Annotated in this window: 17 protein-coding genes; 5 read left to right on the plus strand and 12 right to left on the minus strand. The window is 61.4% G+C overall.

Going from position 1 to position 19,508, the window contains the following annotated elements; all coding sequences use genetic code 11:
- The 7 genes from AB8B20_RS14630 to AB8B20_RS14660 all read right to left on the minus strand — a co-directional run bounded on the left by AB8B20_RS14630 (position 1) and on the right by AB8B20_RS14660 (position 7,361).
- Positions 1 to 984, minus strand: a complete 984-nt coding sequence (locus AB8B20_RS14630; protein ID WP_439074851.1) for an ABC transporter ATP-binding protein — start codon at positions 982 to 984, stop codon at positions 1 to 3.
- On the minus strand, positions 981 to 2,396 hold the full coding sequence (locus AB8B20_RS14635) for an amidase (protein WP_439074850.1): 1,416 nt from the start codon (positions 2,394 to 2,396) through the stop codon (positions 981 to 983). Before AB8B20_RS14635 ends, AB8B20_RS14630 begins: the two co-directional genes overlap by 4 nt.
- Positions 2,393 to 2,590 (minus strand): hypothetical protein, encoded by a 198-nt coding sequence (locus AB8B20_RS14640; protein WP_089265973.1) that lies wholly within the window; start codon positions 2,588 to 2,590, stop codon positions 2,393 to 2,395. Before AB8B20_RS14640 ends, AB8B20_RS14635 begins: the two co-directional genes overlap by 4 nt.
- Before the next feature lies 1 nt (position 2,591).
- Entirely contained in the window at positions 2,592 to 3,653 is a 1,062-nt protein-coding gene (locus AB8B20_RS14645; protein ID WP_439074849.1) for an ABC transporter ATP-binding protein, read from the minus strand.
- A 4-nt stretch (positions 3,654 to 3,657) separates the two neighbouring features.
- On the minus strand, positions 3,658 to 4,536 hold the full coding sequence (locus AB8B20_RS14650; protein ID WP_170849596.1) for an ABC transporter permease: 879 nt from the start codon (positions 4,534 to 4,536) through the stop codon (positions 3,658 to 3,660).
- Between the two features lie 28 nt (positions 4,537 to 4,564).
- A complete protein-coding gene (locus AB8B20_RS14655) occupies positions 4,565 to 5,518 on the minus strand; it encodes an ABC transporter permease (protein ID WP_089265970.1) in 954 nt (317 codons plus the stop codon).
- A 175-nt stretch (positions 5,519 to 5,693) separates the two neighbouring features.
- The gene (locus tag AB8B20_RS14660) at positions 5,694 to 7,361 is read right to left on the minus strand and encodes an ABC transporter substrate-binding protein (protein ID WP_093757057.1); all 1,668 of its coding nucleotides are present in this window, start codon (positions 7,359 to 7,361) and stop codon (positions 5,694 to 5,696) included.
- A 234-nt stretch (positions 7,362 to 7,595) separates the two neighbouring features.
- On the opposite strand from AB8B20_RS14660, the gene AB8B20_RS14665 reads away from it, so the two are divergent.
- A complete protein-coding gene (locus tag AB8B20_RS14665) occupies positions 7,596 to 9,194 on the plus strand; it encodes an ABC transporter substrate-binding protein (protein WP_439074848.1) in 1,599 nt (532 codons plus the stop codon).
- Positions 9,195 to 9,329: 135 nt separating this feature from the next.
- Here the strand turns inward: AB8B20_RS14665 and AB8B20_RS14670 are convergent, their stop codons facing one another.
- From AB8B20_RS14670 to rocF, 3 genes are all read right to left on the minus strand, one after another.
- Positions 9,330 to 10,916 carry an alpha-amylase family glycosyl hydrolase gene (locus AB8B20_RS14670; protein WP_439074847.1) on the minus strand — a complete coding sequence of 529 codons (1,587 nt, stop codon included), beginning with the start codon at positions 10,914 to 10,916 and terminating at the stop codon, positions 9,330 to 9,332.
- 87 nt (positions 10,917 to 11,003) lie between these two features.
- A complete protein-coding gene (locus AB8B20_RS14675; protein ID WP_439074846.1) occupies positions 11,004 to 11,276 on the minus strand; it encodes a hypothetical protein in 273 nt (90 codons plus the stop codon).
- A gap of 130 nt (positions 11,277 to 11,406) precedes the next feature.
- Positions 11,407 to 12,375 (minus strand): arginase, encoded by a 969-nt coding sequence (gene rocF, locus AB8B20_RS14680; protein ID WP_439074845.1) that lies wholly within the window; start codon positions 12,373 to 12,375, stop codon positions 11,407 to 11,409.
- Between the two features lie 127 nt (positions 12,376 to 12,502).
- Between rocF and glgX the strand changes: the two genes are divergently transcribed.
- Both glgX and AB8B20_RS14690 read left to right on the plus strand, forming a co-directional pair.
- Positions 12,503 to 14,608 (plus strand): glycogen debranching protein GlgX, encoded by a 2,106-nt coding sequence (gene glgX / locus AB8B20_RS14685; RefSeq protein ID WP_439074844.1) that lies wholly within the window; start codon positions 12,503 to 12,505, stop codon positions 14,606 to 14,608.
- Between the two features lie 143 nt (positions 14,609 to 14,751).
- Positions 14,752 to 15,600, plus strand: coding sequence for a transglutaminase-like domain-containing protein (locus tag AB8B20_RS14690; protein ID WP_093757063.1), 849 nt, complete (start codon positions 14,752 to 14,754; stop codon positions 15,598 to 15,600).
- 62 nt (positions 15,601 to 15,662) lie between these two features.
- Here AB8B20_RS14690 and AB8B20_RS14695 read toward each other — a convergent pair whose 3' ends face one another.
- Complete coding sequence (locus AB8B20_RS14695; RefSeq protein ID WP_439074843.1) at positions 15,663 to 17,186, minus strand: permease; 1,524 nt, start codon at positions 17,184 to 17,186, stop codon at positions 15,663 to 15,665.
- Positions 17,183 to 17,971 (minus strand): ABC transporter ATP-binding protein, encoded by a 789-nt coding sequence (locus tag AB8B20_RS14700; RefSeq protein WP_439075062.1) that lies wholly within the window; start codon positions 17,969 to 17,971, stop codon positions 17,183 to 17,185. Before AB8B20_RS14700 ends, AB8B20_RS14695 begins: the two co-directional genes overlap by 4 nt.
- Before the next feature lie 225 nt (positions 17,972 to 18,196).
- Here AB8B20_RS14700 and AB8B20_RS14705 point away from each other — a divergent pair, with 225 nt between their 5' ends.
- Both AB8B20_RS14705 and AB8B20_RS14710 read left to right on the plus strand, forming a co-directional pair.
- The gene (locus AB8B20_RS14705) at positions 18,197 to 18,892 is read left to right on the plus strand and encodes a Crp/Fnr family transcriptional regulator (protein WP_309943519.1); all 696 of its coding nucleotides are present in this window, start codon (positions 18,197 to 18,199) and stop codon (positions 18,890 to 18,892) included.
- 64 nt (positions 18,893 to 18,956) lie between these two features.
- The gene (locus tag AB8B20_RS14710) at positions 18,957 to 19,361 is read left to right on the plus strand and encodes a response regulator (protein WP_175365617.1); all 405 of its coding nucleotides are present in this window, start codon (positions 18,957 to 18,959) and stop codon (positions 19,359 to 19,361) included.
- Positions 19,362 to 19,508 lie beyond the last annotated feature (147 nt).

Consider the following 19,508-nt stretch of genomic DNA (forward strand, 5'->3'; position numbering starts at 1 on the left):
TCAGGCCGGCACTGCCGCTGCCGCCTGCTCCGCCAGAATACACCGCACCACACGATTGTCGGCGAGTTCGACATTCGGCGGCGCCGCCTCGACGCAACGCGGCTGGGCGAATTTGCAGCGCGGCGCGAAGGAGCAATTCACCGGCGGCTTGTCGAGCGACGGCGGCGTACCGGGAATGGTCTCAAGCCGTGCCCCGCGCTTGGCGCCGTGCACGGTGGAGGCCAGCAGCCCCTGCGGATAGGGATGCACGGCCGAGCGTACGATCTGGCTTAGCGTGCCCTGTTCGACGATCTGGCCGGCATACATCACGGCCACGCGATCGCAGATTTCGATGGCCACGCCGATATCGTGCGTGACGAAGATGATCGACATGCCGAATTCGCGCTGCAGCTCGCGCAGCAGCAGCAGGATCTGGATCTGCACGGTGGCATCGAGCGCAGTGGTCGGCTCGTCCGCGAGCAGGATCTTCGGCTTGCAGGCCAATGCGAGCGCGATCATCGCGCGCTGCCGCATGCCGCCGGACATTTCATGCGGATAGGCATCGAGGCGACGCTTGGCGGAGGGGATACGCACGACTTCGAGCATTTCGAGCGCGCGCTTCACGCCCTCGGCCTGGCTCTTGCCCTCGTGCCGCATCACGCTTTCGGCGATCTGCTGGCCGATCGTATAGACCGGATCCAGCGCCAGCGCCGGCTCCTGGAAGATCATCGACACCGTCTGGCCACGAAACGCCGAAAGCTCGTCGTCATCGAGCGCCAGCACGTCCTTGCCGAGCACATTCACCGTGCCAGTGATCTGCGTGCGCTTCTTCGGCAGCAGCCGCATCAGCGCGCGCAAGGTGACGCTCTTGCCCGAACCGGACTCGCCGAGCAGGCCGAGAACCTCGCCTTCGCCGAGCGTGAGGTTGAGATCGTTCACCGCATAGACGGTCCGTTCGCCGCCGAAGCGGACGTTGAGATTGCGAACCTCGACGAGATTACTCATGCCAACTCCGGGCACTGTTTGTGGAAGTCGGTCGCGCGCTGGAAGGCGGCACCGATGGTCAGCAGCGTCGATTCATCGAACGGACGGCCGATCAGTTGCATGCCGACAGGTAGCTTCGATGTGGTGAAGCCGGCCGGAACCGAGAGACCGGGCAGACCGAGATAGTTGATCGGGCGCGTGAAGCGCGTCAGGCGCTGGATCATCGCTTCAGCGCCAGAACTGTTGCCCACGTCGGTCTCCGCAATGGTCGGAGCGGCCCCAGGCGAGACTGGCGCGAGCACGGCATCAGTGCCGGTCACCGCAGCGAGATAGGCCGCAAGTGCAGGACCGCGCCAGCGCAGCGCCTCGATATAGGAGACGCCGGTGATGGCGAGACCGTTCTGCAGCCGCATCAGCACCTGCGCGCCATAATCCTGCGGGCGCTCGATCATCCAGCGCTTGTGCATCGCCGCAGCTTCCGTCGCGAGCACGAACTGGCAGGCCGCCGTGAGTTGACCCTGATTGGGCAGATCTACTTCGACGATCTTGACGCCTTCATCTTTCAGCGCCGCGATGGTGTTCTGCAGAATGGCAGCCGTGTCGGCGTCGAGATCGTCGACATAGAATGCCTTGGGAATGCCGACCGTCATGCCTTTGGCGGACGCACGCGTCGCCGCCATGTAGTCCGGCACGGGGCGCGTGCTGGTGGTTGGATCGAGCGGATCGGCACCGGCCATCAGGCCGGTCAGCAGCGCACAATCCTCGACGGTGCGCGCCAGCGGGCCGACGGTATCGAGCGATTGCGACAGCGGCATCGCACCGGCGCGGCTGACCAGACCCACCGTGGTCTTCAAACCGGAAACACCGCAGAAATGCGCGGGCAGGCGGATTGATCCACCGGTATCGGAGCCTAAAGCCGCGAAGGTCAGGCGTGCCGCAACGGCGGAGCCCGAGCCGGACGATGAACCGCCAGTGACGTGATCGACATGCCACGGGTTATGCACGGCGCCGTAATGCACGTTGTGGCCGAGCGGGCCATAGGCGAACTCGACCATCTGCAACGAACCCAGCCGCACCGTGCCAGCGTCTTTCAGACGCTGCAGCGACGTCGCCGTCGTGGTCGCAACCCAGTCGCGGCGAATGTGCGAGCCACAGGTGACGACGTGTCCTTCGTCGTAATACATGTCCTTATGTGCCAGCGGCACGCCGTGCAGTACGCCGCGGCTTTGCCCCCTGGCGAGCGCCGCATCGGCTGCGTCTGCCGCCGTCAGCGCGGCATCGGCCTCGATCGACATATAGGCGTTGAGGCTCGGCTGCGATTTCACGGCGCGATCGAGGCAGGACTGCGTGGCTTCGCGCGACGAAATTTTCTTCGTGGCGATCGCGTCAGCGACTTCCGTCAGCGACAGCAATGCGGGTTCGGTGACACTCATTTGGCAGCCTTCGTATTCTGAACAGAGAGGAAGGTCGCGGGCTCGAGATCAAACGGCAGGGTCCCGGCGACGGCCGCGAAGCCTTCAAAGGCCGGGCCGATCGAATTAGCGATGCGCTCCGCAACCTCGTCGGACGCGGGAAGCCCGCTGACTTCGGTCAGCGCCTTGATCTGCTTGGCAGTCGGTTTGGTCATGTCAGTGCGCTCCTGCGGCAGGTGCTTTGCTGTGGCCCGAACCCGGGATCGCCATGTAGCAGGCAGCCTGATGGCCGGTCACAGTGATTTCAGTCAGTTTCGGCGTGGCCTCGCCGCACATCGCTTCGGCAAAGGGGCAGCGTGTGTGGAAGCGACAGCCGGACGGTGGATCGATCGGGTTCGGCGGGTCGCCGGTGATCGGCGGCGTTTCCGTGCGCTTGTCGGGATCGGACGACGGCATCGCGGCCAGGAGCGCGCGCGTGTAGGGGTGCGCCGGCCCGTCCCAGACCTCATCCACCGGGCCGAGTTCAACGACCTCGCCGAGATACATCACCAGCACGCGGTCGGAGATGTAACGCACCACGTTGAGATCGTGGCTGATGAACAGATAGGTCAGGCCGAATTCGCGCTTGAGGTCGACCAGCAGGTTGAGCACCTGTGCCTCGACCGATTTATCGAGCGCCGAGACCGCTTCATCGAGAATGACGAGACGCGGCGACAGCGCCAGCGCACGCGCGACGTTGACGCGCTGCCTCTGGCCGCCGGAGATTTCATGCGGATAGCGATTGGCGAACGTCTCGGGCCGCAGACCGACCTTTCCGAGCAGTTCGCGCGCCAGCAGCCGCGCGGCCTTATCGGCCATGCCGTGCACCTTCGGTCCGAAGGCGATCGATTCTTCGATGGTCAGACGCGGGTTGAGCGAGGCATAGCTGTCCTGGAACACCATCTGCATGCCGCGGCGCAGCTCGCGTAACGAGAGCTCGCGCCCGACAGTGCGGCCGTCATAGATGATATCGCCGGAATTGCGCGGCATTAGATGCATCAGCAACCGCGCCGTCGTCGATTTGCCGCAGCCGGACTCGCCGACGATGCCAACGGTTTCACCCTTGGCGATGGCGAACGACACATCGTCCACCGCGCGCACGGTCTTGCTCGGCGCGAACAGCCCGCCGCGCACGGGGAAATGCTTGGTCAGGCTGACCACCTGCAACAACGGCTGCGCAACACCGCCGATGTCTTCCAGCGGCTCCAGCTTGTCGATTTCTTCTACAATATCACTCATGCCATCAGTTCCGGATGTCCATGGCACTGCGCATGCCGTCGCTCAGCAGGTTGAAACAGATCGACACGGCGAAGATCATCGCGCCGGGGAGTGCTGCTACCCATGGATTAACGTAGATCGCGGTGCGCAGCGTGTTCAGCATCAGACCCCATTCCGGCTCCGGCGGCTTGGTGCCGAGGCCGAGGAACGACAGGCCGGCAGCGAGGATCATCGACACCGAGATCAGGCCGGTGGCGTAGACAAAGATCGAGCCCAGCACGTTACCGAGCATGTGCACCCGCATGATGGTGAAGGCATTCGCGCCGGAGGCACGCGCGGCTTCCACATAATCCATGTTGCGCACGCCGGTGGTGACGCTTTCAGCGACACGCGTGATCTGCGGCACGAAGACGATGGTCAGCGACACGATCGAATTGACGATGCCGGCACCCAGCGCGCCGGAAATCGCAATGGCCAGCAGTACCGACGGGAACGCGTAGAACACGTCGACGGTACGCATGATTGCGGTATTGAGCTTCCCGCCGACATAGCCGGCCACAACGCCAAGCCCCGTCCCGATGAAGAAGGCAAGGATCACCGGCAGGATGCCGATCAGCAGCGACAGTCGCCCGCCATAGATCAGGCGCGCCAGCATGTCGCGGCCGAGTTCGTCGGTGCCGAGCGGATAGTTGGGTGTGCCGATGAAACGCAGACGGCGAATCATCGAGCCCTGATAGGGATCTGCGAGATGCAGATAGGGCGCAAAGATCGCCGCCAGGAAGATCAGCAGCAGAATGAACGCGCAGGCCATACTGACCTTGTCGCGCACGATACGGCGGCCCACCGTGGCCCAATAGCCGCGAGCCTTGGTGGCAGGCGCCGCCTGCAGTGCAGTGTCCGTCATCGCGGTCATGAGAGGATATCCAGCATGGTCAGCTCCGCTTGATGCGCGGATCGATCGACGCCTGCGCGATATCGACCAGAAGATTGAGGAACACGAAGAACAGCGCCAGCACCAGGATCGTGCCCTGCAGCAGCGGCAGGTCGCGCTGGAAGATCGCGGAGTTCAAAAGAAGCCCCGAACCGGGCCACGAGAACACGGTCTCGATCAGGATCGAACCGCCGAGCATATAGCCGAGCTGCAGGCCCATCACAGCCAGCGCCGTCGGCGCCGCATTCTTGATGACGTGACGAAACACCTTGGTTTCCTGCAAGCCCTTGGCACGCAGCGCTTCGACGAAATCCTGCGACAGGATATCGCCGGTCAGCGCACGCACCGTACGTGTCACGATGCCCATGGGAATGACCGAGGTCGTGATCGCAGGCAGCACAAGATATTTGATGTGCTCCCAGTCCCAGGCCCACGAGCCCGAACCGCCCGGCCCTGCGCCGACCGCAGGCAGCCAGTTGAGCTGCACCGAGAAGATGATGACCAGCACCATGCCGAGCCAGTAGTGCGGCACGGACACGCCGGCGATGGCGATCGAGGTCGCGACCTTGTCGATCCAGGTATCGCGGAAATAGCCGGCGATCAGCCCGAAAAACAAACCGAGCGTGAAACCGATGGCGGCGGCGGCGATGGCCAGCGTCACGGTATTGCCGACGGCTTTCATCACCTCCGCCAGAACAGGACGTCCGGTGGCGATGGAGCTGCCGAGATCGCCGTGTAGCGCGCGCCACAGCCAAAGGCCGAACTGAACAGGTAGCGGGCGATCGAAGCCGTAAGCGACGCGGAGTTGCTGCGCCAGCTCCTGCGATGCGTCAGCCGGAAGAATGGCAACGAGAGGATCGCCGGGCGTGATGTGCACCAGCAGGAAACACACCAGCGCCACGCTGAGGACGATAGGAATCACATAGACGACGCGTCGCGCGATGTAGACGAACACTGATCACCTTCGATTCAGAAACTCTGCCTCCTCGTTCGTCATGCCCGGGCTCGACCCGGGCATCCACGTCTTTGCAGCGAAGAAGGCGTGGATGGCCGGGTCAAGCCCGGCCATGACGTGGAGAGGTTCGTGCGAATATCGACTGCACAATGTGCGGCCGATATTCACTTGTTGCTTACGGCGTGATCGACACCGGCGAGAAGTCGACGAACCAGCTCTTCGGCTGCACAAAGCCCTTGATCTTCGGGCTCAGCGCACGTGGACCGACGTCATGGGCCACGTAGAGAAAGGCTGCGTCATCGACCGAAGCAGCATGAAGCTCGGCCAGCGCGGCGTCACGTGCCGTCGCGTCGAAGGTGGTGCGTGCCTTGGTCACCAGTTCATCGAACTTCGGATTGTTGATGAAGCCCCAATTGTTCGAGACCGGCGGCGCCATCGACGACTGCAGGAAGCGAACCAGTGCGAAGAACGGATCCATCGCCGCATAGGTGACGTTGGTGGCGTTGGAGCCGTTCGCCGAGGGATCCTTGACGCCGCGGCGCCAGTTGGTGAACAGCGTGTTCCATTCGATAACATCAAGCTTGACGTCGAAGTAGCACTCCGCCAGCGCCTGCTGCAGATATTCGTTCATCGGCAGCGGCAGCATCTGGCCGGAGCCGGACGCCGAGGTCTGCGTCTTCACTTCGAGCTTCTTGGTGGGACCGTAACCGGCTTCCTTCATCAACGCTTGTGCTGCCTTCAGATCATACTTGATCTCGAAACTCGGCTTGCCGCGCCATGGATGACCGGGCTCGAATGTGCCGGTCGCCGGCACCATCAGCCCGGCGAGCAGACCGTCCTTCAGGCCTTCGCGATCGATGCAGAGATTGGCGGCCTTGCGGACGCGGATGTCGTTCCACGGCGAGCCTTCGGCACGGGAGAACTGCCACGGCCAGACATGCGGCTGCTCGTTCTTCTCGATCTTGAAGCCGCGTGCGGTGATTTCCTTGACCGCGTCAGGCGCCGGCGCCTCGACCCAGTCGACCTGACCGGACAGCAGCGCAGCGGTGCGTGCGTTGGCTTCCGGCATCGGCAGCAGCACCATCTTGTCGGTCTTCGGAACGCGGTCCTTGTTCCAGTAGGCGTCGTTCTTCACCAGTTCGAGACGCTCGCGCGGCGTGAACTTCGACATCTTCCACGGGCCGGTGCCGGAGGCTTCGCGCGCAAAGGCCGCCCATGCGGCCTGCGACTTGGCCTTGGCATCGGCGCCTTCGGCCTTGTCGAACAGCGCCTGCCACTTGGTGGGGCTCGCCATAAAGAGGTTGGTAAGATTGATCGGCAGGAAGGAGTCCGGCTCCTTCGTGGTCAGTTCGACGGTCATGTCGTCGATCTTCTTCGCGGACACCAGGGTCGGCATGCGCGAGGCGGTTACACCGACCTGGCTGGCGTCGAACTGGACTGCATCTTGTTTGAGCACCTTGTCCACATTCCAGACCACGGCATCCGCATTGAAGGCCGAACCGTCGTGGAAAGTGACGCCGGGACGCAGTTTGAAGGTCCACTTCTTCTTGTCGGCGTCGTCCACTGCCCACTCAGTGGCGAGCGCCGGGATAACAACACTCGCTTTGGTCGCCGACGACAGATCCCAGCCGGTCAGGCCGTCATACATCGTATTGCCGGTGAAACGATTGCCTTCGAAGCCCTGATCGGGCTGGCCAAGCGTGCGCGGAATATCGGCAGCGGTCATGCCGATGCGCAGCACCGTCTCGGCGCGCGCCACCTGTGGCAAGGTCAGGGCCGTGGCGAGCGTCAGCAAGGTGATTGCTGCCGCGAGACGGCTCTTTGTCGGCTTTTCGATACGCATCGTAATCAGTCCCTCTTGGCTTTGGATGACACGTTGGCTTTGGCCAGTGTTGGTTTGTTCTAAACTGGCTAATTCTTATGCAACGCTTGTGCCAAGGCCTGCAACCTTGCAGCGCAATGACTCAAACTGCGGCACTGCAGCACACCAGCACACACCGACCGTTCCGCCTGCCCAATCTGGCATCAGGATTGCAGGTATCTGGCAGACAATATCCCACCATACGGAGTCTGGTTTATGCGCGTTCGAAGCTCGTTATTTGTTGCGGCCATCGCCGTCGCCATAGGTGCAGCCGCGCCGGCGCAAGCCGAAACGGTGGTGCGCTATGGCATCTCGATGGCGGACGTGCCGCTGACCACAGGCCAGCCTGATCGCGGCGCCGGAGGCTACCAGTTCACCGGCTACACGATCTACGATCCGCTCGTCGCCTGGGAAATGGATGTCGCCGATCGTCCCGGCAAACTCATTCCCGGCCTCGCCACCGAATGGAAGGTCGACGACACCGACAAGACCAAGTGGCGCTTCACTTTGCGCAAGGGCGTGAAGTTTCACGACGGCAGCGACTTCAACGCCGATGCGGTGATCTGGAATCTCGACAAGGTGCTGAACGAGAAGGCGCCGCAATTCGACAAGCGCCAGAGCGCGCAGGTGAAGACCCGCCTGCCCTCGGTTGCCAGCTACGCCAAGATCGATGACGGCACCGTCGAGATCACCACCAAGAGCGTCGACAGCTTCTTCCCCTATCAGATGCTGTGGTTCCTGGTCTCCAGCCCGGCGCAGTATGAGAAGGTCGGCAAGGACTGGGACAAGTTCGCGTCGCAGCCCTCGGGCACCGGCCCGTTCAAGCTGACCAAGCTCGTTCCGCGCGAGCTCGCCGAGCTCAGCAAGAATCCGGATTATTGGGACAAGAAGCGCATTCCGAAAGCTGACAAGCTCGTGCTCGTGCCGATGCCGGAAGCCCTCACCCGCACCAATGCGCTGCTCGCCGGTCAGGTCGATCTGATCGAGACCCCTGCTCCCGACGCTGTGCCGCAGCTCAAGGGCGCCGGCATGAAGATCGTCGATAACGTCACGCCGCATGTCTGGAATTATCACCTCAGCGTGCTGCCGGGTTCGCCCTGGACCGACGTCCGCCTGCGCAAGGCACTCAACCTCGCCATCGATCGCGATGCCGTCGTCGCGCTGATGAACGGTCTCGCCAAGCCCGCCATTGGCCAGGTCGATCCGTCGAGCCCGTGGTTTGGCAAGCCGACATTCAAGATCAAGTATGATCTTGCCGAAGCCAAGAAGCTGGTGAAGGAAGCGGGCTACGGCCCGGACAAGCCATTGAAGGCGACCTTCATCATTGCCAATGGCGGTACCGGCCAGATGCTGTCGTTGCCGATCAACGAATTCCTGCAGCAGAGCTTCAAGGAAATCGGCGTCGAGGTCGAGTTCAAGGTCGTCGAGCTCGAAGTTCTCTACACCGCGTGGCGCAAGGGCGCGGCTGACGAGAGCATGAAGGGCATCACGTCCAACAACATCGCTTACGTCACCTCCGATCCCTTGTACGCTATCGTGCGCTTCTTCCACTCCGGCCAGATCGCACCGGTCGGCGTGAACTGGGGCGGCTACAAGAACCCGAAGGTCGATGCGCTGATCGACGAAGCCAAGAACACCTTCGATCCGAAGAAGCAGGACGAGTTGCTGGCCGAAGCCCATGCGCAGATCGTCGACGATGCCGTGCTGGTCTGGGTCGTCCACGACACCAACCCGCATGCGCTGTCGCCGAAGGTGAAGAAGTTCGTGCAGGCCCAGCACTGGTTCCAGGACCTGACCACGATCGGTCTGGACTGAGCGCCCGGCTCTACGCAGCCTCGCAAGCATCAAGGCGCCGCCGAGACATCGGCGGCGCCTTCTGCTTTTATACGCCTTGCACTAAATTCGCGTCATGCCCGAGCTTGTCCCAGGCATGACGGCGGTGCAATTTACTCACCGCAGCCTGACGATCACGCCTTCATTGCCTGATAACTCCAGTGCGCCCGAAACATTCTCACCATGGCGATCGAGGCCTGTCGCCAGCAGGATTTCACCGCCCCCCACATGCAATGACGCCGGCTCGCCACTCAGATTGAGGGCGATCAGAACCGTCTGCCCGTCATAGACGCGCCGATAGGCCAGCACATCGCCCTCAGCGTCCACAGGCTCATAGCCGCCGAACACCAGTTCAGGCATGTGCTTGCGCAAGTCGATCAGCTTCACATAGAGGCTGAGAATCGAATGGGGATCGGCCGCGAGAGCAGCGGCATTCTGATGGTGGTAGTCCGTGTCCAGCGGCAGCCAGGGCTCACCGGTCGTGAAACCCGCATGCTCGGTGGCACCCCATTGCATCGGCGTGCGGCATCCGTCGCGGCCGAGACCGATCCCAGGCACGTTCTTTTCGAACGGATCCTGAACCTGATCCGGTGCAATAGGCACCTGCTTCATGCCGATTTCGTCGCCGTAGTATAGCGTCGGCGTCCCGCGCAGCGTCAGCAGCAACATCGCGGCGACGCGCGCCTGAGCCATGCCAACCCGGCTGGCGACGCGCGGCCGGTCGTGATTGCCGAGCACCCAGTTCGGCCAGGCGCCGAGCGGCAGCGCGGCTTCGTAGCGCGCGATCAATTCGCCGATGGCGAAAGCATTCCACGGCGCGGAGAGCAGCGCGAAGTTGAACGGCAGATGAGCGCCTGACAGGTCACTGCCGTAATAGGCGACCAGCCGATCGAAGGGCAGATAGATCTCGCCGATCAGCACGCGATCGTCGAATTCATCGACAACGCGGCGCATTTCGGCGACCACATCCAGCGTCTCCGGCCGATCGGTCGAGTAGAGCGGCAGGAAAGCCTCATGTGGCGGGCGCCCGGCCGTAAAATTCGGATTTGTCGGATTATCGCGAAATTCTTCGTCCTTGATCAGATGCCAGATCACATCGACGCGGAATCCGTCGACACCACGCCGCATCCAGAACCGCATCACCTCATAGATGGCGTTGCGAACAGCAGGATTGCGCCAATTCAGGTCCGGCTGTTTGTCGAGAAAGGCGTGATAGTAATATTGCCCTGTGGCCTCGTCATATTGCCAGGAGCTGCCGCCAAACTCCGACATCCAGTTGGTCGGCACGCTGCCGTCCGGCTTCGGATCGTGCCAGATATACCAATCGCGTTTGGGATTATCGCGCGACGAACGGCTCTCGACAAACCACGGATGCTGATCCGAGGTGTGGTTCGGCACTAGATCGAGAATGATCTTCAAATCATGACCGTGAGCCGCAGCAACCAGCGCGTCGAAATCGGCCGATGTGCCGAAGATCGGATCGATGCCGATATAGTCTGATATGTCATAGCCGAAGTCTGCCATCGGGGACGGGAAGATCGGTGACAGCCAGATCGCGTCGATGCCAAGTTGCCGCAGATAGGGAAGCCGGCCGACGATGCCCGCCAGATCGCCTATGCCGTCTCCATTGGAGTCCTGAAACGACCGCGGATAGATCTGATAGATCGTGCCGGCCTGCCACCAGACTGTCGCTGCAGTTGCCATGGTCCTGTCACTCAATGTTCTGAGGCTTCCATCACGCACGAAAAAACAGCCCTTCCGAGGAAGGGCCGCCTCTCGTTCGGCGCAATATTAGTAGCGTTCGATGATAGTACGACGTTCGACGCCGCCATCGTAATAGCCACGATCACGATCGCGGCTGCGCTTGATGATCACGGTCTCGTTGCGGTCGCGACGGTCACGGTAATAGCCGCGGTCATAATCATCCCGATAGCGGTCGCGGCCGACGGCGCCGACCGTCACGCCGCCCGGACCGACGCCCACGCCGATGTCCTGGGCCTTGGCTGGAATTGCGCTGCTGATGCCCGCCGCAGCAACGGCGATGATGGCAAGATGCTTAATCATGACGTGCTCCTGTGTGTGAACCATGAGGGAGCAATCCCGCGCTGCAGGGTTAGTTCCGAGACGATAACAAAACGATCATGCGTAACGCGCGCAAAGACCCGGAACCAATCGAGGTTTTGCCGACCGCGAGCTAGCCGGGTGGTATAATTGCGTTGCTCGGTGTCGGCCGATCGGTGATCTGCTGCCCGAACAGGCTGCCGACCAGCTCGACCATCACCCGTGCGGTACGCCCGCGCTCGTCGAGAAACGGATTGAGCTCGACGACATCCAACGAGCACATCAGCCCGGAATCATGCAGCAGCTCCATGATCAGATGCGCCTCGCGATAGGTGGCGCCGCCGGGCACCATGGTGCCAACGCCGGGCGCTGCCGCGGGATCGAGGAAGTCCACATCGAAGGACACATGCAACACGCCGTTGCGCGCCTTGACCCGCTCGATGACGCGGCGGATCAGGACGCCAACACCGAACTCGTCAATCTGCCGCATGTCTGCGATGGCCACCTTGCGCGTGTGGACTAGCTCTTTCTCGAGCTTATCGATGGAGCGGATGCCGAACAGATCGAGATTGTCAGGCTTGATCGAGGCCCGAGGCTCCACACCGAGTAGTCCATCCAGACCGGACTCGCCGCACAGAAAGGCCGCGGACATGCCGTGCATGTTGCCGGTGATGGTCGTGTGCGGCGTATTGTAATCGGCATGCGCGTCGAGCCACAGCACGAACAATTCGCGCCCCTGCTCGTGCCAGTGTCGCGCCACGCCATTGACCGATCCCATGGACAGGCTGTGATCACCGCCCACGAAGATCGGCAGCGCGCCCGATTTGGCAAGCGTGTAGGCACGCGCACTCAGCGCCTGGATCCAGCTCTGGATCACACGGTAATGCTTGGCATTCTCCGGCGGCGCATCGGTCGACAGAGGCACAGACGGTGGCATAAGGTCACCGTGGTCTTCCACCTCGAAGCCAAGCTCTTCCAGCAGCGGCCCCAGGCCTGCCGTCCGCATGGCCGCCGGCCCCATCAAGGTCCCGCGCTGCGAGGCCCCGACTTCGACTGGCGCGCCCAGCAATGCGATGCGTTTGTGATGGGAGACGTCGGTCATAAGCAAAACTCCGGGCTAGCGACCCTCGCAGGCCAAGATATATTCCGAAACAGCCTGTTTGCATTGCAACGGAAATGCGGCGGCGCAGTTATCCCGCGCATTTTCATCACCAGACAGTGGGGCAATCGTGACGCACAGAGTAGTCGAAGAAGGTCTTCCCTATCCCTTTGGCGCGCATTGGGACGGAAAGGGCACCAACTTCGCGCTCTTCTCGGCCAATGCCACCAAGGTCGAGGTCTGCCTGTTCGACGGCGACAAGGAAACGCGAATCGAGCTGCCGGAATATACCGACGAGGTGTTTCACGGCTACATCCCCGACGTCGGCCCCGGCACCTTTTACGGCTATCGCGTCCATGGCCCCTATGAGCCAGAAAAGGGCCATCGCTTCAATCCGAACAAGCTGCTGCTCGATCCCTATGCCCGCGCCCATGCCGGGCAGCTCGAATGGAATCCGGCTGTATTCGGCTACAAGATGGAGAGCGGCGACGACACCACCTTCGACGAACGCGACTCCGCCCCGTTCATGCCGAAATGCGTGATTGTCGATCGCGACTTCGACTGGGCTGGCGAGGCCGGCCGGCAGCCGGTGCCATGGGACCAGACCATCATCTACGAGACCCACGTCAAGGGCTTCACCAAGCTGAATCCCGACGTGCCCGAGAAGCTGCGCGGCACCTATGCCGGCTTCGGCAGCAAGCCTGTGGTGGATTATCTCTGCGGCCTCGGCATCACCTCGGTCGAGCTGCTTCCGATCCATACTTTCATCAATGACGACTATCTGCTGAACAAGAAGCTGGTGAATTACTGGGGCTACAATTCCATCGGCTTCTTTGCGCCCGATCCGCGCTACGCATCGGACGTGCCGAACTCGCTGCGCGAGTTCAAGGAGATGGTGTCAGCGCTGCATGCCGGCGGGCTCGAGGTCATCCTCGATGTCGTCTATAATCACACCGCCGAAGGCAACGAGCTTGGCCCGACTCTGTCCTTCAAGGGCATCGATAATGCCAGTTATTATCGGCTGCTTCCGGACAAGCCACGCTATTACATCAACGACACCGGCACCGGAAACACAGTGAACCTGTCCAATGCCCGCGTCATCCAGATGGTGGCGGACAGCCTACGCTACTGGGTGCGGGAGATGCATATCGACGGCTTCCGCTTCGATCTCGGCACCATCCTGGCGCGCGAAGTCTATGGCTTCACCGAACAAAGCGGCTTCCTGAAAGCCGTCGATCAGGACCCATTGCTGACGACAGTGAAGTTGATCGCCGAACCCTGGGATATCGGCCCCGGTGGTTATCAGGTCGGCGGTTTCCCGCCCGGCTGGGCGGAATGGAACGACAAGTTTCGCGATACTGCGCGTGACTTCTGGCGCGGCAAAGCGCCGGTCTCGGCTCTGGCACCGCGTCTCGTCGCGTCTGCGGACATGTTCAACCATCAGGGTCGCCGCGCCTGGGCCAGCATTAATTTCGTCACCGCCCACGATGGCTTCACGCTGAACGACTGGGCGAGTTACAACGAGAAACACAATGAGGCCAATGGCGAGAACAACAAGGACGGCTCCTCCAACAACGCCTCATGGAATTGCGGCGTTGAGGGCCCGACCGACGACAAGGCCATCATCGCCCTGCGCGAACGCCAGAAGCGCAATATGCTGGCGACGCTGCTGTTCTCTCAGGGCACGCCGATGCTGCTCGGCGGCGACGAATTCGGCCGCACGCAGAACGGCAACAACAATGCCTATTGCCAGGACAGCGAGATTTCCTGGTTCAACTGGAGCCTGACGACCGAGGGCAAGGATCTGCTCGCTTTCACCAAGCGGCTCATCAAACTGCTCGGCGGCTGCTCGGTCCTGCGTCGCAGCCGCTTCCTGACTGGCGAACACGATCCCGATCTCGACGTCCGCGACGTGACATGGATCAACGCCAATGGCGGCCCGATGGAAGACGCACATTGGAAAGACGGCAACATGAAATGCTTCGGCATGCTGCTGGACGGCCGCGCGCAGAAGACCGGCATCCACAAGCCGGCGGAGGATCAGACCATGCTGATGATTCTCAACGGCTTCGAAGGACTGGTCGATTTCACGATGCCCGAGGCGTTTGGCGGACAAGCCTGGGAACTTCTGGTGGATACCAATATCCCGGACACGAAGGGCGGCGAGGATTTCCCGTTCGGCCATATGTATCAGGTAACTGCCCGCTCGCTGCTGCTGTTGTCCCTGAAGAAATAGCTTATGGCGCAGCGGGGCCGGCGCGGCCTCGCTGCCCACATTTTCTGCACATTCCTGTCACTGAACCTCGGAACGATGTTTGGTGACTACACTTGTCTGGCAATGATGAATTCCTGATTTGCCGAGCTAGTGGAGACGTAAAAGTGAAGATTCGCGCGGGCTACGACATCGCTTTCCAGTGTTTGCAGGAAACGCCCATGATCCTGATGCTTAGCATCCATCCTTCGCGCGCGAAGGATCTGCAGAGCCCGCACCGCATCCAGTTTTCTCATGACGTACAGGCGCACGACTATCTCGACATGTTCGGCAATACCTGCACGCGCATCGTCGCACCGCCCGGACTGATCGAAATCAAGAATGACTTTCTGATTTCTGATAGCGGGCTGCCGGATGAGGCTCCGCCGTCCGGGCCGCTGCAGGCGGTCGGCGAACTGCCTGACGATGTCATGGTCTTCCTGCTCGGCAGCCGCTATTGCGACACGCAGAAGCTGTCCGATCTTGCCTGGTCGCTGTTCGGCCATATCGAAGACGGCGTGGCGCGCGTCCAGGCCATTGTCGATTACGTGCATCAGCGCATCGAGTTCGGCTATCACCACGCCCGCAATGATCGTACGGCCTTTGAAGGTCATGAAGAGCGTATCGGCGTGTGCCGCGACTTCGCGCATCTCGCTGTCACGCTGTGCCGCTGCATGAACATTCCAGCACGCTATTGCACCGGCTATCTCGGCGATATCGGCGTGCCCATCGATCCCGCGCCGATGGATTTCAGCGCCTGGTTCGAAGTCTATCTCGGAAACAAGTGGTACACGTTCGATGCCCGCCACAATCATCCGCGCATCGGGCGCATCGTGATGGCCCGCGGTCGCGATGCCGCTGACGTCGCGATCTCCACCAATTTCGGCCCGACGCCGCTGGTGCGTTTTACCGTGGTTACGGAAGAGGTTTTTAGCGAAGCCACCCCCGCCATCGCGCCGATGTCGATGGTGGCCTGATCGTTGTTTCGAGCCAATCGTTGATTTCAAAGCCATCCGTGTCCGCGGGTGGCTTTGTCGTTTCAGGTCCTGACAGGACTGATCTTCCACGTCAGCGCCATGAGACCTGCCGTCATGGCACCCGAGATCACCGAGGCAATCGGCAGCACCAGTGCCAGCGCCGCTGTCGCAGCCCAGCCGATCGACGAGAAGGCTTCGGCGAAGGTCGCAATGCGTGATGACGTCTGACGTCGCCTGAACTGGCTGCGCCGTGCCTGCACCCTGAACCAGAGCTGGATGGCTGTCGCCGAGGCGGCCGCCACGACGGTCGCCAATGCCGTCACCGCGGCAAGCCGCAGCGAGACGAGCGCAAGACCCGCGACCATTGGCGTGAACACCACGGCGATGATCACCAGCACGACTTCGACCTTGGCCGTGATGATCGTGTTTGCCGGAAGCGGCGCTGTCGTGACCAGATCCGCAGCGTCTTCGCCGGAGATTGTCAGCCACGCCAAGCCGCCGGCGAGCTGACCCGCGGCCATCACGATCACCGGCGCCAGCACGATCAAGGCACCTGCGCCCTCGCCGAAACTGCGCCACAGCATCAGGGCCGGCGGTAACAGATACAGCAGCTGCATCAGAGTTTGCGAGACCAGCCACGGATCGCGCCACAACAGGATAAACTCCTTGCGGCGCAAGGCGTTACGTCGAGAGCCCGGTCGAAACCGTCTTGCGACTTTCTTGCGTCGAACTTGCGCCAATGGCACGGCACTGGCCACGTAGTTGCTGAAGCGCGGCGAGAAGATTGCCATGGCGCTTCCCAGCAGGATCAACCCGGCCGCCAGCAGCGGCACCAGAGCTGCGATATCGCCAAGCATCGCGCGCGCGGGCCACCACACCACGCTGTCTGCCTCCGGCGCAAACGCGGCTGCGGCATCGGAGGTCAGCACGGCGAAACGCGACAGCGTGCCGTAAGAGAGAATCGCCGCAACCTGCAATGGGATGACGAAACCTGCGCCAGTGACCGCCGAAATGATCTGTGCAACCAGCCGCGTCTTGGCAGGGCCGCAGAGCTGAAACAATCCGACAGTGATGGCAATAGCGCACGCAGACGCCGACAGGCCCATGGCAATGACGACAGCATAGGCGGAGAACCAGCGTGCGCCGCCGCCGATCACCAGTACGTTGACAAAAGGCGTCGCCAGCAACATCGCCATCAGGGTCACCGTCAACGCGATAGCTGCGATGCGGACGGAGAACAGGTTGGTGAGCGGCGCCGGCGACGACATGATGAGATCGAGATCGGCACGCGCGTAGAATACGCGGGTGACGGACTCAATCGCCTGCGACAAAACGAGCGCCCAGGCGAGGAAGATACTGGCGGTGATGACAATCGCCGTCGATTGATCGAGCGGCGTCTGCACATCTGCGAAACGGCCGACCACCGCATAAGCCGGCAGATGCAGGAAGATCACGAAGACAATCAGCAGAAGCGAAACGCTGCGCGGACGCCAGCGACGACCCGCCGTGAGCATGCCCAGCATCTCTCGCCAGGCCAGCCGGACTTCATGGCCGGCAAACCACATCACGCTGGCGGATGGCGTCATGCGGCAACCGGCGCGCCGTCCACCAGGGCCACGAACATGTCTTCGAGGCTGGTGTCGCCCTGTCCGTTCTGCTGACGCAATTCGGCAAGCGTACCTTCGGCGATCAGCCTGCCTGCGGCGATCACACCGATCCGGTCGGCCATGCGTTCGGCGACTTCGAGAATATGCGTGGTCATGATCACGGTGCAGCCGGCGCGCACGCGATCCTGCAGCAGGCCTTTGACATGACGCGCCGACACGGCATCGAGCCCGGTCAAAGGTTCGTCGAGAATGATCAGCCGGGGCTCATGCACCAGCGCGCCGGCCAGCGCTACCTTCTGGCGCATCCCCTTGGAGAAGCCTTCGCATCGCTCATGCAGATGTGGACCAAGACCTAGCGATGCCAACAATTCATGCGACGTGCGCTCTGCCGTTTCAGCATCGCAGCCCCATAGACCGGCAACGAATTCGAGATATTCGAGCGGCGTCAGCTTGTCATAGATCATCGGCTCGTCGGAGACCCAGGCCATGATCTGTTTCGCTGCAACGGGATCGGCGAGCGCGTCGATACCAAGTATCGACACCGATCCGGCATCGGGACGCAGCAATCCCGCGACCATGCGCAATGTCGTCGTCTTGCCGGCTCCGTTGGCACCCAGCAGCGCATAGAACTCGCCAGCACGAACCGTGAGATCGAGTCCGTCGACAGCTGGCCGATCGAAACGTTTCGTTAACCCTCGCAATTCGAGGGCAGCGTGTGTTGCGGACATGACAGACGATCTGCGCGTTAAGTTGCGTAGCAACATGGAGGGAAGTTGTTTCAAGGCAGTGAATCCGATGACGTAACTACGCCGCCTCACGCGCCTGGTGGTATCTATATGCACATCGGCATTGATGACCCCATCAATCCTCCCACTCACGCATGTGCGTTTTGATCTCTTATGCCGGCAATTTAACTAGATCTGGCGGGAACAATACAACCCTGAATAGATTTACGCTGACCTGCAAAGATCGATCTCCGGAGATTCGCGATGACACGGCTAGCTGCCTTGAAGGTTCCTGCTGTAGCCGAGTTCGATGCGCCGTATTTTCTGACCTGTCCCGGCATCGGAAGGGTTACGACCGACTACAAGAAAAACCAGAACATCTTTTGTCAGGGTGAGACGGCAGATTCTGTTTGCTACATCCTGAGCGGACGTATCAAGCTCACGGTCCTGTCTGAACAAGGCAAGGAAGCCGTCGTCGGCCTGCTCGAACCCGGACAGTTCCTCGGTGAAGGTTGCCTGAATGGTCATCCGCTGCGCACCGTCACAACGACGGCGATGGAAGACTGCACGATCGTTACCATCAACAAGTCGGCGATGCTCGCCCATCTGCGCGACGAGCCGGCTTTCGCAGAATTCTTCGTCGCCTATCTTCTGTCGCGCAACAACCGCATCGAAGAAGACTTGATCGATCAGTTGTTCAATTCAAGCGAGAAGCGCCTCGCGCGCCTGTTGCTGATCCTCGCTCACTATGGCGAGGGAGGCGCTAGCCATCCCATCGATATCGACATCAGTCAGGAAATGCTGGCGGAGATGATCGGCACCACGCGGTCGCGCGTCAGCTTCTTCATGAACAAGTTTCGCAAGCTCGGCTTCGTCAGCTATGACGGACATATTCAGGTCCACAGATCGCTGCTCGATGCGGCGTTTAACGAGAAGCCACATTTGCAACGTGGCATGTAGCGATGCGTGCGTAACCAGACAACCATGCTCCGCACTGGCGCGACGGCATCCGGGGGACCGGCAGATGGCAAGCATCCTGATCGTCGACGATGACAAGGTCGTTCAGATCTTCACCAAATTGATGCTTGAGCGCGAAGGCCACCGCGTCACCTGCGCGAGTGACGGCCCGCGCGCGCGCCACATTCTACGCAACGCGGATTTCGATCTGCTCATCATCGATATCTTCATGCCCGGGATGAACGGGCTCGAGACGATGAAGCTGGCGCATCGGTGCCGTCCGGAGATCCCGATCATCGTCATGTCAGGTCACGCGGCCTCACCGGCAGGCGTGTCCGCGCCCGATTTTCTCGCGATGTCCACCGAGCTCGGCGCCGTCTGTCGCCTCCAGAAGCCCCTCAAATCAGCAGTTCTTCTCTCGCACGTGGACCGGTGCCTTGCGCCGGGGAATGGCTCGTCTCGGCTCCACTAGTATCGTCGCACATTCGATCACGACTGATGCTGGCATCGCCCGAAGCCAAAATCTGCTGCGGCATAATGGAATCATGATACCAGGATACCTACACATCAGAGGTAATTAAGGGCTCCTTCACTCGGCTTCCCTATTTTCACGTGGAAT

It is taken from the genome of Tardiphaga sp. 866_E4_N1_4 (genome assembly GCF_052076075.1).
In the GTDB taxonomy this organism is placed as follows: Bacteria; Pseudomonadota; Alphaproteobacteria; order Rhizobiales; family Xanthobacteraceae; genus Tardiphaga; species Tardiphaga robiniae.

Excerpts from the sequence above, each read along its gene's own strand:
- AB8B20_RS14630 (WP_439074851.1), bottom strand. The coding sequence starts at position 984 with ATGAGTAATCTCGTCGAGGTTCGCAATCTCAACGTCCGCTTCGGCGGC.
- AB8B20_RS14635 (WP_439074850.1), bottom strand. The coding sequence starts at position 2,396 with ATGAGTGTCACCGAACCCGCATTGCTGTCGCTGACGGAAGTCGCTGAC.
- AB8B20_RS14640 (WP_089265973.1), bottom strand. The coding sequence starts at position 2,590 with ATGACCAAACCGACTGCCAAGCAGATCAAGGCGCTGACCGAAGTCAGC.
- AB8B20_RS14645 (WP_439074849.1), bottom strand. The coding sequence starts at position 3,653 with ATGAGTGATATTGTAGAAGAAATCGACAAGCTGGAGCCGCTGGAAGAC.
- AB8B20_RS14650 (WP_170849596.1), bottom strand. The coding sequence starts at position 4,536 with ATGACGGACACTGCACTGCAGGCGGCGCCTGCCACCAAGGCTCGCGGC.
- AB8B20_RS14660 (WP_093757057.1), bottom strand. The coding sequence starts at position 7,361 with ATGCGTATCGAAAAGCCGACAAAGAGCCGTCTCGCGGCAGCAATCACC.
- AB8B20_RS14665 (WP_439074848.1), top strand. The coding sequence starts at position 7,596 with ATGCGCGTTCGAAGCTCGTTATTTGTTGCGGCCATCGCCGTCGCCATA.
- AB8B20_RS14670 (WP_439074847.1), bottom strand. The coding sequence starts at position 10,916 with ATGGCAACTGCAGCGACAGTCTGGTGGCAGGCCGGCACGATCTATCAG.
- AB8B20_RS14675 (WP_439074846.1), bottom strand. The coding sequence starts at position 11,276 with ATGATTAAGCATCTTGCCATCATCGCCGTTGCTGCGGCGGGCATCAGC.
- rocF (WP_439074845.1), bottom strand. The coding sequence starts at position 12,375 with ATGACCGACGTCTCCCATCACAAACGCATCGCATTGCTGGGCGCGCCA.
- AB8B20_RS14695 (WP_439074843.1), bottom strand. The coding sequence starts at position 17,186 with ATGACGCCATCCGCCAGCGTGATGTGGTTTGCCGGCCATGAAGTCCGG.
- AB8B20_RS14700 (WP_439075062.1), bottom strand. The coding sequence starts at position 17,971 with ATGTTGCTACGCAACTTAACGCGCAGATCGTCTGTCATGTCCGCAACA.
- AB8B20_RS14705 (WP_309943519.1), top strand. The coding sequence starts at position 18,197 with ATGACACGGCTAGCTGCCTTGAAGGTTCCTGCTGTAGCCGAGTTCGAT.
- AB8B20_RS14710 (WP_175365617.1), top strand. The coding sequence starts at position 18,957 with ATGGCAAGCATCCTGATCGTCGACGATGACAAGGTCGTTCAGATCTTC.